This is a genomic window from Paractinoplanes aksuensis (assembly GCF_024137025.1).
GTDB lineage: Bacteria > Actinomycetota > Actinomycetes > Mycobacteriales > Micromonosporaceae > Actinoplanes > Actinoplanes aksuensis.
This window is the reverse complement of the sequence record NZ_JAMYJR010000010.1, coordinates 20,562-35,567: the sequence shown is the minus strand read 5'-3', so window position 1 is coordinate 35,567 and position 15,006 is coordinate 20,562. Positions and strand designations below refer to the sequence as shown.

Below are 15,006 nucleotides of genomic sequence, written 5' to 3'. Positions count from 1 at the left end.
CCACCAAACCACCCCAAAGCCTCAACGCCCCGAGCCAGGTGCCGACTGGACTGAACCAGGGGTCGGCCGCCGATGAGTTCGGGTGGGCCGGGCGGTCTGACAGGTATGACGGTCGTGTTCGCCGTCGGCGCGGGGATCACCCGGGCCGACATTCCCTGCCTGTGTGCGGCGCTGGCCGATCAATTGCGCGGGCGCGCGGGGCCGGGCCAGGTCATCTGTGATGTCTCCGAGGCCCAGGCCGACGTAGTGACCATCGAGGCTTTGGCGCGGCTGCGCCTTACGGCCGGGCGGTACGGGTGGCGGTTCAACACGCAGGGGACGACCGATGAGCTCCTGCTGCTGTTCAGCCTGATGGGGCTGGGCGGGCTGTTCTTCTCGGGCCGCTACGCGCGCGGATATCCGCCGCCGACCCGCGGGCACGCCGCTGCGACCCGGCGGCCGCCGCCACAGGGCGCGATCGGGGCCGCCGGGACACCCGCAGGGTCAGGCGGGGAGACTTTCGGGGAGGTCGAAGAGGGGGAACAGGCGGGCGGTGTCGAGGAAGTTGTTGATGCCGGTGATGCGGCCGTCGGAGATCTCGAGGACTATCAGGGCCCAGGGGACGTGGCCGGGGCCGGTGGGGTCGGCTCTGTATTGGGCGAACGCGGGTAGGCCGTTCGCGACCAGCGGCAGCAGGCGGGAGCCCTCGCAGCCGGCGCCGGTGCCGGCCATCCACGCTGTGATGTCGGCGTGGCCGCGCAGCCACAGCGGGAGCGGGGGCATCGACAGCGTCGCGTCCTCGTGGAGCAGGGCGGTGAGCGCGGTCAGGTCGTACGCCTCGAAGGCCTGCACGTAGCGGGCCAGCAGCTTTTTCTGCTCCTCGTCGGACGGCTCGAGCACCTCGGCGCCCTTGTCGGCGGCGGCGATGGTGGCGCGGGCCCGCTGCAGGGCGCTGTTGACGCTGGTGACCGACGTCTCGAGCAGGTCGGCCACCTCTTGCGCGGACCAGGCCAGCACCTCGCGCAGGATCAGCACGGCCCGCTGTTTCGGCGGCAGGTGTTGCAGGGCGGCGACGAAGGCGAGCCGGATCGACTCGCGGTCGGTGACCACCTGGGCCGGGTCGGCCACCGCCGCCAGCACCCGGCCGTCGGGGACCGGGCCGACCCAGATCTCGTCGGGGCGGGGCTCACCCGGATGGGTGGCGTGACCGTCGCCGGGGCCGCCGAAATCCATGGGCCGGGCCCGGCGCTGGGCGCTGCCCAGCATGGTCAGGCAGACGTTGGTCGCGATGCGGTAGAGCCAGGACCGCAGGGCCGACCGGCCCTCGAAGCCCTCGTAGCTCTTCCAGGCGCGCACGAGAGTGTCTTGAACAGCATCCTCGGCCTCGAAGGCGGAGCCGAGCATGCGGTAGCAGTAACCGGTCAGCTCGGGACGGAACGTCTCGAGCTGGGACTCGATGGGGGTGGCCACGTCGCTCACGAGTCCGAACCTAGCCCAGGGGTACGACAAGAAAAACCTCGGCGGGCACCGATGAGTCCGGACGGGGTGCCCGGTCATAGGGGTGTCGAACGAGGAACAAGACGCCGCGGAGGCACGAAATGACGAACTGGACCCAGGACAGCGCCGGCCACGGTGAGTACGCCGACGTCAACGGGATCAACCTCTACTACGAGTCGCACGGCGAGGGCCGCCCGTTGATCCTGCTGCACGGCGGGCTCGGCTCGGGCGAGATGTTCGGCCCGATCATCGGCCAGTTCGCCGAGAACCACCGGGTCATCCTGATCGACCTGCAGGGCCACGGCCGCACGGCCGACATCGACCGGCCGATCGACATCAAGTTCATGGCCGACGACGTGGCCGCCCTCATCGACCACCTCGGGCTCGAGAAGCCGGACGTGGTCGGCTACTCGCTCGGCGGCGGGGTCGCCCTGCTGACCGCGATCCGCCACCCGGCCAAGATCGGCCGGGTGGTCGCGGCCTCGGCGGGCATCCGGCGCAGCGCCACGTATCCCGAGATCCTCGAGCAGCAGGGCCAGGTCGGCCCCGAGGCGGCCGAATTCATGAAAGAGACCCCGATGTACGAGTTGTACGCGCGGGTCGCGCCCCGGCCGGAGGACTTCCCGCGGCTGCTCGGCAAGATCGGCGAGACCATGGCGAAGGACTTCGACTACACCGAAGAGGTGCGCAACCTGCAGGTGCCGACGCTGATCGTGGCGGCCGACGCCGACATGTGCCCGCCGAGCCACTTCGTCGAGGTGTTCGGGCTGCTCGACGGTGGCCACCGGGACGGCGGCTGGATGGGCGAGGGCCGGCCCAAGGGCGGTCACGCGCTGGCCATCCTGCCCGGCCTGACCCACTACAACCTGTTCATGTCCCCGCTGTTCGCCGCGGCCGCTCTGGGTTTCGTCGACGCCGCGGAGTAAGGCGCTGCGGGCCGCCGGCGGCCGGCTCGCGCTGGCCGCAGCCCAGCCCACCGTGCGCAGCGTCCTCAGCATCACCTCGGTCGACCAGGTCATCGGCCTGTACGACAGCGTCGAGGCGGCCGAGAAGCCTAGGGCAGCGCCGCGCTGGTGCGGTCCTGATCGGCCCGGCGTTGGTCGAGCGTTCCTCGCCGTGCTCGCCGTGCCAGTCGAGGACGAGCAGGCGCTGCACCCGCTGTCGCATCCCGGCCAGCCCGAAGCCGCCGTCCGGCGACCCGCCGACCCGCCGCGCCCCCGGTTCGAAACCTACCCCGTCGTCGCGCACGTCCAGCGTGACCAGGTCGCCCATGTACGACAGGGTCAGGCCCTTGCTCGCCTGTGGACAACTGACCGGTCGCCAGTGCGTCCTGTGGAAAAGTGCAGGCTCTTCGGCCGAGCACTGTCTAGGGTGGGGGCTTCCCCCAAGGCGGGCGGGTTGGGGCTGGTTGGGGTGCGGCCGGCTCGATGGTGAGCAGCGCCGGCGAGTGGAAGCCGGGCATGAAAGCGGCCACGCGCACCAGGACGGCGTGCACGGCGAACAGCGCGAAGCCGGCCAGCACCGGCAGCACCGCGGGATGGACCAGGGCCGCCAGCGCCGCCACGACCACGACGACACCAGTCGTGGCGGCCAGGGCCCGGGGTCGAACGGCGGCGAGGGCGGCCGCCCGGCGTACGGCATGGGCGTGGGACGGGCCGGCCAGCCCGGCCACCAGGGCGGCGAAGCCGACGCCGACGGCCGCCGCCAGCAGCACGGCCGCGATCATGGCGGGGCCGCCCGGCACCGAACCGCGACGCAGCGCGGCCACGTCGATGGCGAGCAGCCACGCCGCCGCCAGGACGAGGGGGCCCGCGTAGAGACCGGGCACGAGCCGCGTACGGAAATCGGCCCAGCACTCGGCGGCGGTCGACCAGCGTCCGACGGTCAGCAGCCGGTCGAGAGCGGCGCTGGCCGTCCCGACGGCCGCGCCCGCCGTGAGGACGGGCAGGCAGGCCATGGTCATCAGCACGCCCAGCAGGGCCAGGTCGGCGCCGAGCCGGACCGAGTCACGCCAGTCGTGCGATGCGGACATTGGCTGGTCAGCGTCGGCGACGGAAGGCTGCATACGACGTCACCCCTTCAGGCCGCTGGTGTTGATGCCCTCGACCAGCAGGCGCTGGAAGGCCACGAAGAACAGGAACACCGGGATCAGCGACAGCAGCGACATCGCGAACATCGGGCCGACCGCGCTCTCGCTGGACGAGTCGATGAACAGGGTCAGCGCGACCGGCGCCGTGTAGTCCTTGAGCTCGGACAGGAACACCAGCTGGCGGAAGAAGTCGTTCCAGGTCCAGATGAACGAGAAGATCGCCGTGGTGACCAGGGCCGGGCGGGACAGCGGCAGGATCACGTGCCGGAAGATGCTGTACGGCGACGCGCCGTCGATGACCGCGGCCTCGTCGAGCTCGCGCGGGATGCCCCGCATGAACTGGACGATCAGGAAGACGAAGAACGCCTCGGTGGCCAGGAACTGCGGCACCAGCAGCGGCAGATAAGGCCAGTCGCCGCCGACCCAGCCCAGGCTGCGGAACAGGATGTACTGCGGAATGATCAGCACGTGCCCGGGCAGCAGCAGGGTGCCGATCATCAACGCGAACCAGAACCCGCGCAACCGGAACCGCAGACGACCCAGGGCGTACGCCGCCAGCAGGCACGAGATCGTGTTGCCGGCCACGGTCAGCAGCGACACGAGCGCGCTGTTGAGGAAGAAGCGCCCGAAGCTGACGTCGAACTTGGTCCAGCCCTCCGAGAAGTTGGACGGGGTGAACTCGCGCGGGACCAGCCCGATGTTGTTGACGATCTCCTGCGGCGACTTGAGCGACGTGCCGACCATCCACACCAGCGGATAGAGCACGACGGCCAGGATCAGCAGGAGAGCCAGCAAGCGGAACGGAAACCGCATCACCGCTCCTCGTTGTCGGAATAGTGGACCCAGAAGCGGCCCGTGTTGAACAGCAGCACCGTGATCGCGCCGATCACGATCAGGAACACCCAGGCCATGGCCGAGGCGTAGCCCATGTTCAGGTCGACGAACCCGGCGATCCACAGGTTGAGCGTGTACATCAGCGTCGAGTCGACCGGACCGCCGGTGCCGTTGGACAGCACGAACGCGGCCGTGAAGCCCTGGAAGCCGTTGATCGTCTCGAGGACCAGGTTGAAGAAGATGACCGGCGACAGCATCGGCAGCGTGATGTGCACGAACTTGCGCCACGGGCTCGCGCCGTCGACCGACGCCGCCTCGTAGAGCTCGCTGGGCACCTGCTTGAGCCCGGCCAGGAAGATCACCATCGGCGCGCCGAACTGCCAGACGGCCAGCAGGATCAGCGTCGACAGGGCCCAGTCGGGGTCGTTGACCCAGGGCAGGCCCTCGATGCCGAACAGGGCCAGGAACGAGTTGAAGGCGCCGTCGCGGTTGAACATGCTGACCCAGACGATGGCCAGGGCCACGCTGCCGCCCAGCAGCGACGGCAGATAGAACAGGCCCCGGAACACCGAGATGCCGCGCATCGTGCGGTTTAGCAGCAGCGCCACGGCCAGCGCGCAGGCCAGCTTGAGCGGCACCGCGACCACCGCGAAGGTCACCGTCACCTGCACCGCGTGCCAGTACGACTGGTCGGCGGTGAACATGCGGCGGTAGTTGTCGAGGCCGATCCAGTTGGCCTCGGTCAGCGGGATCAGCGGGCTGTAGTCGGTGAAGCTCAGATAGAGCGAGATCAGCATCGGGACGGCCGTGATGCCGAGCAGGCCCAGCAGCCACGGCGAGAGGAACACGTACCCGGCCAGGTTCTCCCGGCGCCGGCGGGCCCGCCGCCCCGGCTGCGGGGCAGCCGGAGCGACGGGGGCGGGAGTCAGAGTGGAGGCGGTCACGAGGCGCCGATCGCCGCCTTGGCCGCGGTGACGAAGGCCGCCGCGCCCTGTTCCGGGGTCTGCCGGCCGTAGATGACCTCTTCGGCCACCCGGATCAGCTCGGAGCGGACCTTGCTGTGACCCTGCGGCGGCACGGTGGGCGCGGTCGGGCCGTACTTCTTGCCCAGCTCGTCCATGACCGCGATGGTCTGCTTCATGTTGGGGTCCTCCACCGTGGCCGCGACCTGCTTGCGGACGTCGAGGTTGGGCGGCAGGCCACGGTCGGTGCCGAGGATCTTGCCGGCCTCGGGGTCGTTGGCCAGGAAGTTGATCACGTCGACGGCCACGTCCTTGTGCTTGCTGCCGCGGAAGGCCGACATGTACATCGAGGCCCGGGCCCACTGCGCGCTGGGATCACCCGGGTACGCGATGAGGCCCAGCTCGTTCTCGGTGCTCTTCTTCAGCTCGGGCATCTGGTTGGCCCAGACCCACGACGTGCCGGCCTTGCCCGTGGCGACCAGCTGCTTGCTCACGTCGCTGGCGTTGCCCTCGTGGATCACGTCCGGGGTCGGGGTCGCGCCCTTGTCACGGGCGCCCTTCCACAGCGCGAACCACTTGGTGATGTCAGCCTCGTCGAAGCCGAGCTGCTTGCCGTTGTAGAGCTCCTTGCCGCTCTGCCGCAGGAAGACCCAGAGCGCCTGATAGACCGCGCTGGCGTCCTGGGTGCCGGGCAGCTTCGACTTCTTGGTGACCTCGGCCGCCCAGTCGACGAACTCCTCCCAGCTCATGCCCGTCTTGGGCTCGGGCAGGTTGTTCTTGGTGAGCAGGGTCTTGTCGTAGACCAGGCCCTGGGTGTTCTCGCCGAGGGCGACGCCGGCCAGCTTGCCCTCGACCTCGCCGTACTTGAGCAGGCTCTCGGGGAACTTGGTGACGTCGAGCTTGCCGCTCTCGGCGTAGGGGGTCAGGTCGAGCGTCACGCCCCGACCGGCGTACTCGGAAATGTAGTTGTCGTCGATCTGGAAGATGTCGGGTGCGTTGCCGCCGGCGGTGAGCGTGGCCAGCTTGTCGAAGTAGCCCTGGTTTCCCTGCCAGGTCTTCTTGAACGTGACGCCCGGGTGCTTGTCGCTGTAGAGCTTGAGCGCTTGGTCGGTCAGCTCGGCGCGCTTCTCGGCGCCCCACCAGTAGATCGACAGTTCGGTCCCGCCGCTGCCGCCTTCGTCGTCACCGCCGCAGGCCGCGGCGCCCAGCAGGAGCGGAACAGTAAGGGCGGCGGCCAGTAGCCGTCGGCGAGTAGTACTTTGAGCAGGCGTGACCGCCTGCGTGATGGGCTCCATGACGCTTCTCCTCTAGGAAGCGACACCTCCGTGGGCGATTGCGTCGCCCGGGTCCGCAGGGCTGTGCGGACCCGGGCCCCGCCCCGTCGAGTCGCGGATGACCAGTTCGGTCTGCAGCTGGATCTGTGCGGTGGTGCGGCGGTCGTCGCCATGCGCGAGCAGCATGTCGACGGCCGCCCGACCAGCGGCGGCGGTGGGGGTCGCCACCGTGGTCAGCTTCGGGCGGGTCAGCCGGCTGAGCATGATGTCGTCGATCCCGACGACGCTGACGTCCTGGGGCACACGGGCCCCGGCGGCCAGCAGACCCTCGATGAGACCGATCGCCATGAGGTCGTTGTAGGCGAGCACGGCGGTGGCGCCGGCCCGCAACACGTCCTCGGCGACCGTGAGCCCGCCGAACTCGGTCGGCGCGTTGGGGCCGATGATGGTGAGCTCGGCCCCGGCCGCCTTCGCGGTGGCGGCGGCCGAGCGCCGGATCTCCCGGCTCGTCCACGACCCCCGCGGACCGCCGAGCAGGGCGACCCGGCGGTGGCCGAGCGCGGTCAGGTGCTCGACCGCGATGCGGGCGCCGCGGGCGACGTCCATCACGACGGCCGGGATGCCGGCGATCTGCCGGTTGACCACGACCAGCGGCACCTCGCGGCTGAGCTGCTCGATCAGCGCGTTGCTCATGCGCGGGCTGACCAGCAGCACGCCGTCGACCTGTTTGGCCAGGGCCCGCACCACCTCTTCCTCGAGCGCCGCGTCCTCGTTGGTGTCGGCGACGAAGATGTGGTGGTCGTGCTTGCGGGCCTGGCTCTCGGCCGCCTTGATCAGGGGCGGGAAGAACGGGTTGGCGATGTCGGCCACGATCAGGCCGATGTTGTAGGTGCGGCCGGTGATGAGCGCGCGGGCCGCCCGGTTGGGGCGGTAGCCGAGCTCCTCGGCGTGAGCCAGCACCCGGCTGCGGGTGTTGGGATTCACCAGGTGCGGCGCTGAAAAGGTGCGCGACACGGTCGAGATGTGGACGCCGGAAGCCCGAGCTACGTCGCGGATGGTCACCGCCATGTGCACGCTCCTTTGTGGCCCCGGTCACTTGATGACAGCCATTAATGCAAGCGGTTGCACGACTGTCAATGGTTTTGTGTTGCAAGGAGATGACGGAGGCACGCTCCCAACGCTCTCTTAGTCGGGCAAATAGGCACGAGTTATTGACGTGAGGGGATCGACAGACCTAACTTCGCTGCAAACCTTTGCTGCCGAGAGCCGGAGTGATCATGGCCAAACGCAGAATCGCCGTCATCGGCACCGGCCACCGCGCCGAGATGTTCATCCGCGCGGTCACCGGCGACCACGCCGGCACCACCGAGCTGGTGGCCCTGGCCGACGTGAACCAGGCCCGCATGGACGTCCACAACGGCTGGCTCGCGAAGCCGGTGCCCACGTACAAGAACCTGGCCACCATGCTGGCCGAGCAGCAGGTCGACGAGCTGATCGTGACCAGCGTGGACAGCACCCACGCCGGGCACATCGTCACCGCGCTCGAGGCCGGCTGCGACGTCATCACCGAGAAGCCGATGACCGTGGACGCGGCGAGCAGCGAGCGCATCCTCGACGCCGTCGAGCGCACCGGCCGCCGGGTCCAGGTCGCCTTCAACTATCGCTTCAACCCCGTGCACGAGGTGGTGCGCACGCTGCTGGCGGCCGGGGAGATCGGCGAGATCGGGTCGGTGCACTTCGAGTGGCTGCTCGACGTGCGGCACGGCGCCGACTACTTCCGCCGCTGGCACCGCGACAAGGCCAACTCGGGCGGGCTGCTCGTCCACAAGTCGGGTCACCACTTCGACCTGGTCAACTGGTGGCTGGGCGCGGCCCCGGCCGAGGTCTACGCGTCGGGGCGGTTGTTCTTCTACGGCGATCAGGGGCGAGGCCGCGGGCTGGCCGACGACCGGTTCGCGCTCGACCTGACGACCGACCCACGGCTGGACGCGCTGTACGTCGAGCCGTCGAAAGAGGACGGCTACCGTCGCGACCAGAACGTCTTCGCGCCCGGCGTCTCCATCGAGGACGACCTGGCCGTGCTCGTGCGCTACGACACCGGCGCCACGATGAGCTACCACCTCACGGCGTACGCGCCCTGGGAGGGCTACCGGCTCATGGTCAACGGCAGCCGGGGCCGCCTCGAGCTCGAGGTGGTGGAGAGCGACCACGTCAGCCCGTCGGCGGCCGGCCAGGTCAAGCAGGGGGCCAGCCCCGAGTCGGGCTCGGTGACGCTGACGATCCGGCCCTTCTGGAAACCCCCGTACGCCGTGGAACTGCAACCCGTCGACCGGGCGGGACACGGCGGCGCCGACAAGCGCATGACCGCCGTGCTGCTGGGCGGCGAGACCGACCCCATGCACCGGTCGGCGACGGCCCGCGACGGGGCCCTGGCCCTGCTCACCGGTCTGGCCGCGAACGAGAGCCTGCGCACCGGCCGCCCGGTGCACGTGAAGGAGAAGAGCTAGTGCCCGACCCGATTCTCACCACCGACCTGGCCCGCGAGCTGTACGCGGTGGCCCGTGACCTGCCGCTGATCAGCCCGCACGGCCACGTCGACCCGGCGCTGCTGGCCGACGACCAGCCGTTCGGAGATCCGGCCCGGCTGCTCATCGTGCCCGACCACTACGTCACCCGCATGCTGCTCAGCCAGGGCATCCCGCCCGACCGGCTGGGCGTGCCGCGGCGCGACGGCGGCCCGGTCGAGACCGACCCGCGCACGATCTGGCGGCTGCTCGCGACCAACTGGCACCTCTTCCGGGGCACGCCGTCGCGGCTGTGGCTGGAACAGACCTTCCGTACGGTGTTCGGCGTCGAGACCCCGCTCAGCCGGGACACCGCCGACGAGGTGTACGACGCCATCGCGGCCCGCCTGCGCGAGCCGGAGTTCCGTCCGCGGGCGCTGTTCGAGCGCTTCGGCCTCGAGGTGCTGGCCACCACCGAGTCCCCCACCGACGACCTGGCCCGGCACGCCAAGCTGATCGCCGACGGCTGGGCGGGCCGGGTGATCAGCACGTTCCGCCCCGACGACGTGGTCGACCTGGAGCGCGAGGACTGGGCGATCAACGTCGCGCGGATGGGCGAACTGGCCGGGCAGGACACCGGCACGTACGCCGGCTATCTGGACGCTCTGCGCCGCCGGCGCCAGGACTTCATCGCGATCGGGACCACGTCGTCCGACCACGGCCACCCGACGGCCCGGACGGTCGACCTCTCGAAAGAGGACGCGGCCAAGCTGTACGACCGGGCCCTGCACGGCGAGACCACCCCGGCCGACGCCGAGACGTTCCGCGGCCACATGATCCTCGAATTCGCCCGCATGTCGATCGACGACGGCCTCGTGATGCAGCTGCACCCGGGCGCGTCCCGCGACCACAACCGGGCCCTGTTCGCCGCGCACGGCCGCGACGTCGGCGGCGACATCCCGCAGCCGACGAACTACGTGCACGCGCTGCGGCCGCTGCTCGAGGCGCACGGCATGGACCCCCGCCTGCGGGTGGTGCTCTACACGCTGGACGAGACGGCGTTCAGCCGCGAGCTGGCCCCGCTGGCCGGCGGCTACCCGGCGCTGTTCCTGGGCGCGCCGTGGTGGTTCCTGGACACACCGGACGCGATGCGCCGGTTCCGCGAGACGGTCACCGACGCCGCCGGCTTCTACAACACGGCCGGGTTCGTCGACGACACGCGGGCCTTCTGCTCGATCCCCGTCCGCCACGACGTGGCCCGCCGGGTCGACGCGTCCTATCTGGCCTCGCTGGTGACCCAGGACCGCCTGCCCTTCGACGAGGCGGCCGAGACGATGGCCGACCTGGCCTACCACCTGCCCAAGCGGATCTTCAAGCTCGACAAGGAGGGCACGCCATGACCACGATCACCGGCTTCGAGGTGCACGACGTCCGGTTCCCCACCGCCGCGGCCGGTGACGGCTCCGACTCGATCAACCGGGGGGACTACAGCGCGACCTACGTCGAGCTCCAGACCGATTCCGATCACATCGGAACCGGCTTCACTTTTACCAACGGCCAGGGCAACGAGATCACCTGCGATTCCGTACGCGCCATGGCCCCGCTTCTGCTGGGGCGGAGCGTGACAGACCTGACCGCAGAACCGCCGCGGCTGCTCACGGCCCACCCCCAGCTCCGCTGGATCGGGCCCGAGAAGGGCGCGCTCCACATGGCCACCGGCGCCCTGATCAACGCCGTCTGGGACGTCCGGGCCAAGGTCGCCGGCAAACCGATGTGGCAGTTGCTGGCCGAACTGCCGACCGACGAGCTCGTGGCGTGCGTGGACTTCCGGCACATCGACGACGCGCTCACGCCGGAGGAGGCGGCGGCGATCCTCGACAAGGGCCGCGTCGGACTCGAGGACCGGCTGGCCGGCCTGCGGCGGGACGGCTTCCCCTCGTACACCACGAGCGTGGGATGGCTCGGGTACCCCGACGACAAAGTGCGCGCCCTGAGCCGGCAGGCCTACGCCGAGGGCTGGCGGGCCATGAAGATGAAGGTCGGCGGCCCGATCGAGGACGACCTGCGCCGGGCCGCGATCATCCGGGCCGAGATCGGTCCCGACGCGCTGCTCATGATGGATGCCAACCAGATCTGGGGCGTCGACGAGGCGATCGCCAACATGGCCCGGCTGGCCGAGTTCGACCCGTACTGGATCGAGGAGCCGACCCACCCCGACGACGTGCTGGGCCACGCGCGCATCCAGCGCGCGGTGGCCCCGATCCGGGTCGCCACCGGCGAGGTCGCGGCCAACCGGGTCATCTTCAAGCAGCTGCTGCAGGCCGAGGCGATCGGCGTCATGCAGGTCGACGCGTGCCGGGTCGCGGGCATCCCCGAGGTGCTGGCCGAACTGCTGCTGGCCGCGAAGTTCGGTGTGCCGGTGTGCCCGCACGCGGGCGGGGTCGGCCTGTGCGAGCTGGTGCAGCACCTGGCGATCTTCGACTATCTGCGCGTCGGCACGGCGCTGGACGGCCGCATGATCGAGTACGTCGACCATCTGCACGAGCATTTCACCGACCCGGTCCGCACCCGCGACGGCCGCTACCTGGTGCCGGAGCAGCCCGGCTACAGCTCCGACCTGCGGCCCGCCTCGATCGCCGAGTTCTCGTTCCCGGACGGCCCGGCATGGAACTGAGCCGCGCTGCCCTGAACGCCGTCCCGGTCGAGAGCCGCCCCCGGATCGCGGCACCCCGAGCCGGAATCGTCCATCTGGGCGTCAGCGCCTTCCACCGGGCCCACCAGGCCGTGTTCACCGAGGACGCGATGGCCGCGGCCGGCGGCGACTGGGGCATCGTGCACGTCGCGCCCAGCTCGCCCCGGATCGTCGACGCCATCCGGGCCCAGGACGGGCTGTTCAGCGTGACCACGCTCGGCCCCGAGGGCACCAGCACCCGGGTCATCGGCGCGTCGGCCGGGCAGATGCTGGCCGCGGCCGACCCCGACGCCGTGGTGGCCCAGCTGGCCGACCCGGCGGTCAAAATCGTGACGCTCACGGTGACCGAAAAGGGTTATCGCCTCGACGGCGCCACCGGCCGCCTGCTGCTCGACGACGAACTGCGGGCCGACCTCGAGACCGACCGGGCCCCGCGTACGGTGCCGGGCCTGCTCATCCGCGGCCTGTGCGCCCGGCGCCGGGCCGACGCGGGGCCGATCGCCCTGGTCAGCTGTGACAACCTGCCGGCCAACGGGCACCGGATGCGCGGCCTGATCGACACGCTGGCCGTGGCCAAGGGCATCAGCGGCTGGGTCCACCAGAACGTGACCTGCCCCGGCACGATGGTCGACCGCATCGTGCCCGCCACCACGGCTGCGACGTTCGACCTGGCGGCGCGGACGCTGGGCGTGCGCGACCGGGCCGCGGTCAACGGCGAGCCGTACTCGGCCTGGGTGATCGAGGACAACTTCCCCGCCGGGCGACCGGCCTGGGAGCAGGCCGGGGCGGTGCTGACCGGCGACCCGCGCCCGTGGGAGACGTTGAAGCTGCGGACGCTCAACGGCGTGCACTCGGCGATCGCCTATCTGGGGGCGGTGGCCGGGCGGGAGACCATCGCGGCCGCGCTCCACCTGCCGGGCATGGCCGACATGGTGCGGCGGCTCATCGCCGAGGACATCGCGCCGAGCCTGGTGCCGCCGCCGGGGGTCGACACCCTCGAGTACGGCGAGCAGGTGCTGACCCGGTTCGCCAACCCGGCCATCGAGTACCGGACCACACAGGTGGCCGGGGACGGCACGCAGAAGCTGCCACCCCGGGTGCTGCACACGATCCAGCAGCGCCGCGAGGCCGGCGCGATGCCCCGCTGGGCGACGCTGGTGGTGGCGGCCTGGATGCGCTTCGTCCAAGGAGTTTCCGACGAGGGCAACCCGCTGCCGCTCGACGACCCCCTCGCGGAACGGATCCGGGCCCGTCTCGCCGCCGGCCCTGCCACCCCGGACGGCGTGGTCGACGCGCTGCTCGGATTGGACACAGTCTTCAGCCCCGAGCTGGCCGAGGACGCCGAACTGCGGGCCGAACTGGTCGGATGGCTGACGGCCCTGGAAAAACACGGCGTCGCCGCCACCCTGGCCGGCGCCTGATGGCGACGCGGGTGGCGTTGATCGGGGCCAACGGGCACGGGCGCTGGCATCGGCGGCGGATCGCCGAGCTGTCCGGGGTCAAGCTGGTCGGGCTGGCTGACGTGCAGCCGATCGACCCGGCGCCGGACGCGCCCGCGTTCAGCGACCACCGCGAGCTGTTGGAGACGACGCGGCCGGACGTGGTCGTGATCTGCACCCCGCCGCATACTCACCTGCCGATCGCCCTCGACGCGATCGAAGCCGGCTGTGACCTGTTGCTGGAGAAGCCGCCGGTCACGTCGGTGGCCGCGCACGAGACGCTGCTGGCTGCCCTCGACGAGGCTGGTCGGTCGTGCCAGGTCGGGTTTCAGGCGCTCGGATCGATGGCCTGGGCCCGATTCCGCGATGCATTGTCGCCGAAGACGAGTGGTCTGAGCGCTGTGGCGTCGTGGAAACGCGACGACAGCTACTACGCCCGGTCGCCGTGGGCCGGGCGGCGGGTGGTCGACGGCCGGCCCGTCGTCGACGGTGTGCTGGTCAATCCGCTGGCCCACGCCGTGATGCAGGCGCTCGCCGCGGGCACGGCGGCCGGTGCGGGGCGGCCGCGCCAGCTGCAGGTCGAGCGGTACCGGGTGCGGGACATCGAGGTCGAGGACACGGCCTTCGCCCGCATCACGTTCGAGAGTGGGCTGCCGCTTCTCATCGCGGTCACGCTGGCCGGGGAGGACTTCATCGCCGGCGAGATCGAAGCGCGCGGGCCGGACGGGACGGCGGTGCTCGAATATCCGACCGACCGGCTGTCCCTCCCGGGTTCCGGCCCACCGAACCCAGGCTCGCCCGCCTCGGGCCCGCCCGGGTCCGGGATGGTTGAAGTGCCGGGGCGCACGGATCTGCTCAGCGACCTGTTGCGGCATCGCGCCGAGAGCACGCCGCTGCTGGCGCCGCTGGCCGCGACGGCCGACTTCACCGCCGTACTGGAAGCCCTGACCTTGCCCGATGCACCCGAGCCGCACCGCATAAAAAGCTATGTCGACGGGCCGAACCGGACGATCCCGGGGATCAACGCGCTGCTGCGGCGGGCCGCGGCCGAGCTGAGGCTGCCGTCGGAGCTGGGTGTGCCGTGGGCGACTACGCCGTACCGCCGGCGATTGCCTGTGCATTAGCGCGGTGCGGGTCGTCGGCGGGGAGCCAGGCGTTCGGGTCCTCCAGGCAGAGCCGGTCGACCGAGCGGGTCAGGGCCTCGACCAGCGCCCGCACGGCGGCCCGGGGCTCGTCGCGCCGCGAGACCAGCGACCACGTCCAATAGACGGCCGGGTGCTGGATCGGGCGGGCCACCAGGTCGGGCGGCACCGGCGCGGTCTGACCCTTGGGATTGTTGACCAGGGGGCGGCCCAGGCGGCGGACGTGGTCGAAGAAGGCGTGCCCGGTCGAGCCGCCCTCGGGAACGTCGACCGTGTGGGCGCCGCACTCGGTGGCCATCGACTTGGCCCAGCGGTTCCACGACCACCAGCTGGTCTCGTCGGCGTCGATCAGCACCGTCGTGTCGCGGGCCCGGATCGGCGTGGTGGCGGTGCCGGTGCTGATCGCGTAGAGACGATCGGAGCCGAGCAGGCGGGCCTCGAGCCGGTCGTCGATCAGCGTGCTGTCCGGCACCCAGCAGATGGCCAGGTCGAGGCGGCCGTCGGCGACCCGGGCCGCCTGCGCGTGCGAGGGCAGCACCCAGCGTCGACCACCAGCTGGGACGTGTCGGCCCGCCCCTGAGCCGGACCGGCGTC

At 70.8% G+C, this 15,006-nt stretch carries 13 protein-coding genes; 6 read left to right on the top strand and 7 right to left on the bottom strand.

Going from position 1 to position 15,006, the window contains the following annotated elements; genetic code table 11:
- Positions 1–483 precede the first annotated feature (483 nt).
- Entirely contained in the window at positions 484–1,458 is a 975-nt protein-coding gene (locus M1L60_RS10655; protein ID WP_253237186.1) for a sigma-70 family RNA polymerase sigma factor, read from the bottom strand.
- Between the two features lie 119 nt (positions 1,459–1,577).
- On the opposite strand from M1L60_RS10655, the gene M1L60_RS10650 reads away from it, so the two are divergent.
- Positions 1,578–2,402 (top strand): alpha/beta fold hydrolase, encoded by an 825-nt coding sequence (locus M1L60_RS10650; protein ID WP_253237185.1) that lies wholly within the window; start codon positions 1,578–1,580, stop codon positions 2,400–2,402.
- A 440-nt stretch (positions 2,403–2,842) separates the two neighbouring features.
- Here M1L60_RS10650 and M1L60_RS10640 read toward each other — a convergent pair whose 3' ends face one another.
- From M1L60_RS10640 to M1L60_RS10620, 5 genes are read right to left on the bottom strand one after another with little or no spacing between them, the layout of a single operon-like run.
- Positions 2,843–3,508: a hypothetical protein gene (locus M1L60_RS10640; protein WP_253237184.1), complete on the bottom strand. Its 666-nt coding sequence runs from the start codon at positions 3,506–3,508 to the stop codon at positions 2,843–2,845.
- 39 nt (positions 3,509–3,547) lie between these two features.
- Complete coding sequence (locus tag M1L60_RS10635; protein ID WP_253237183.1) at positions 3,548–4,378, bottom strand: carbohydrate ABC transporter permease; 831 nt, start codon at positions 4,376–4,378, stop codon at positions 3,548–3,550.
- The gene (locus M1L60_RS10630; RefSeq protein ID WP_256516312.1) at positions 4,378–5,328 is read right to left on the bottom strand and encodes a carbohydrate ABC transporter permease; all 951 of its coding nucleotides are present in this window, start codon (positions 5,326–5,328) and stop codon (positions 4,378–4,380) included. The genes M1L60_RS10635 and M1L60_RS10630 overlap by 1 nt, the downstream gene beginning before the upstream one ends.
- Before the next feature lie 11 nt (positions 5,329–5,339).
- Positions 5,340–6,656 (bottom strand): ABC transporter substrate-binding protein, encoded by a 1,317-nt coding sequence (locus M1L60_RS10625; RefSeq protein ID WP_253237181.1) that lies wholly within the window; start codon positions 6,654–6,656, stop codon positions 5,340–5,342.
- Between the two features lie 12 nt (positions 6,657–6,668).
- Positions 6,669–7,703, bottom strand: a complete 1,035-nt coding sequence (locus tag M1L60_RS10620; protein ID WP_253237180.1) for a LacI family DNA-binding transcriptional regulator — start codon at positions 7,701–7,703, stop codon at positions 6,669–6,671.
- A gap of 209 nt (positions 7,704–7,912) precedes the next feature.
- Between M1L60_RS10620 and M1L60_RS10615 the strand changes: the two genes are divergently transcribed.
- Genes M1L60_RS10615 through M1L60_RS10595 form a run of 5 tightly spaced genes read left to right on the top strand, consistent with a single transcriptional unit; the run spans position 7,913 to position 14,394 of the window.
- Positions 7,913–9,142 carry a Gfo/Idh/MocA family protein gene (locus M1L60_RS10615; RefSeq protein ID WP_253237179.1) on the top strand — a complete coding sequence of 410 codons (1,230 nt, stop codon included), beginning with the start codon at positions 7,913–7,915 and terminating at the stop codon, positions 9,140–9,142.
- Positions 9,142–10,539, top strand: coding sequence for a glucuronate isomerase (uxaC, locus tag M1L60_RS10610; protein ID WP_253237178.1), 1,398 nt, complete (start codon positions 9,142–9,144; stop codon positions 10,537–10,539). Before M1L60_RS10615 ends, uxaC begins: the two co-directional genes overlap by 1 nt.
- The gene (locus tag M1L60_RS10605) at positions 10,536–11,813 is read left to right on the top strand and encodes an enolase C-terminal domain-like protein (protein WP_253237177.1); all 1,278 of its coding nucleotides are present in this window, start codon (positions 10,536–10,538) and stop codon (positions 11,811–11,813) included. The genes uxaC and M1L60_RS10605 overlap by 4 nt, the downstream gene beginning before the upstream one ends.
- On the top strand, positions 11,804–13,252 hold the full coding sequence (locus M1L60_RS10600) for a mannitol dehydrogenase family protein (RefSeq protein WP_253237176.1): 1,449 nt from the start codon (positions 11,804–11,806) through the stop codon (positions 13,250–13,252). The genes M1L60_RS10605 and M1L60_RS10600 overlap by 10 nt, the downstream gene beginning before the upstream one ends.
- Complete coding sequence (locus tag M1L60_RS10595; protein ID WP_253237175.1) at positions 13,252–14,394, top strand: Gfo/Idh/MocA family protein; 1,143 nt, start codon at positions 13,252–13,254, stop codon at positions 14,392–14,394. The genes M1L60_RS10600 and M1L60_RS10595 overlap by 1 nt, the downstream gene beginning before the upstream one ends.
- Here M1L60_RS10595 and M1L60_RS10590 read toward each other — a convergent pair.
- Positions 14,360–14,950, bottom strand: a complete 591-nt coding sequence (locus M1L60_RS10590; RefSeq protein WP_253237174.1) for a type 2 periplasmic-binding domain-containing protein — start codon at positions 14,948–14,950, stop codon at positions 14,360–14,362. The genes M1L60_RS10595 and M1L60_RS10590 overlap by 35 nt on opposite strands.
- Positions 14,951–15,006 lie beyond the last annotated feature (56 nt).

Excerpts from the sequence above, each read along its gene's own strand:
- M1L60_RS10615 (WP_253237179.1), top strand. The coding sequence starts at position 7,913 with ATGGCCAAACGCAGAATCGCCGTCATCGGCACCGGCCACCGCGCCGAG.
- M1L60_RS10605 (WP_253237177.1), top strand. The coding sequence starts at position 10,536 with ATGACCACGATCACCGGCTTCGAGGTGCACGACGTCCGGTTCCCCACC.
- M1L60_RS10640 (WP_253237184.1), bottom strand. The coding sequence starts at position 3,508 with ATGTCCGCATCGCACGACTGGCGTGACTCGGTCCGGCTCGGCGCCGAC.
- M1L60_RS10635 (WP_253237183.1), bottom strand. The coding sequence starts at position 4,378 with ATGCGGTTTCCGTTCCGCTTGCTGGCTCTCCTGCTGATCCTGGCCGTC.
- M1L60_RS10625 (WP_253237181.1), bottom strand. The coding sequence starts at position 6,656 with ATGGAGCCCATCACGCAGGCGGTCACGCCTGCTCAAAGTACTACTCGC.
- M1L60_RS10620 (WP_253237180.1), bottom strand. The coding sequence starts at position 7,703 with ATGGCGGTGACCATCCGCGACGTAGCTCGGGCTTCCGGCGTCCACATC.
- M1L60_RS10595 (WP_253237175.1), top strand. The coding sequence starts at position 13,252 with ATGGCGACGCGGGTGGCGTTGATCGGGGCCAACGGGCACGGGCGCTGG.
- M1L60_RS10600 (WP_253237176.1), top strand. The coding sequence starts at position 11,804 with ATGGAACTGAGCCGCGCTGCCCTGAACGCCGTCCCGGTCGAGAGCCGC.
- M1L60_RS10650 (WP_253237185.1), top strand. The coding sequence starts at position 1,578 with ATGACGAACTGGACCCAGGACAGCGCCGGCCACGGTGAGTACGCCGAC.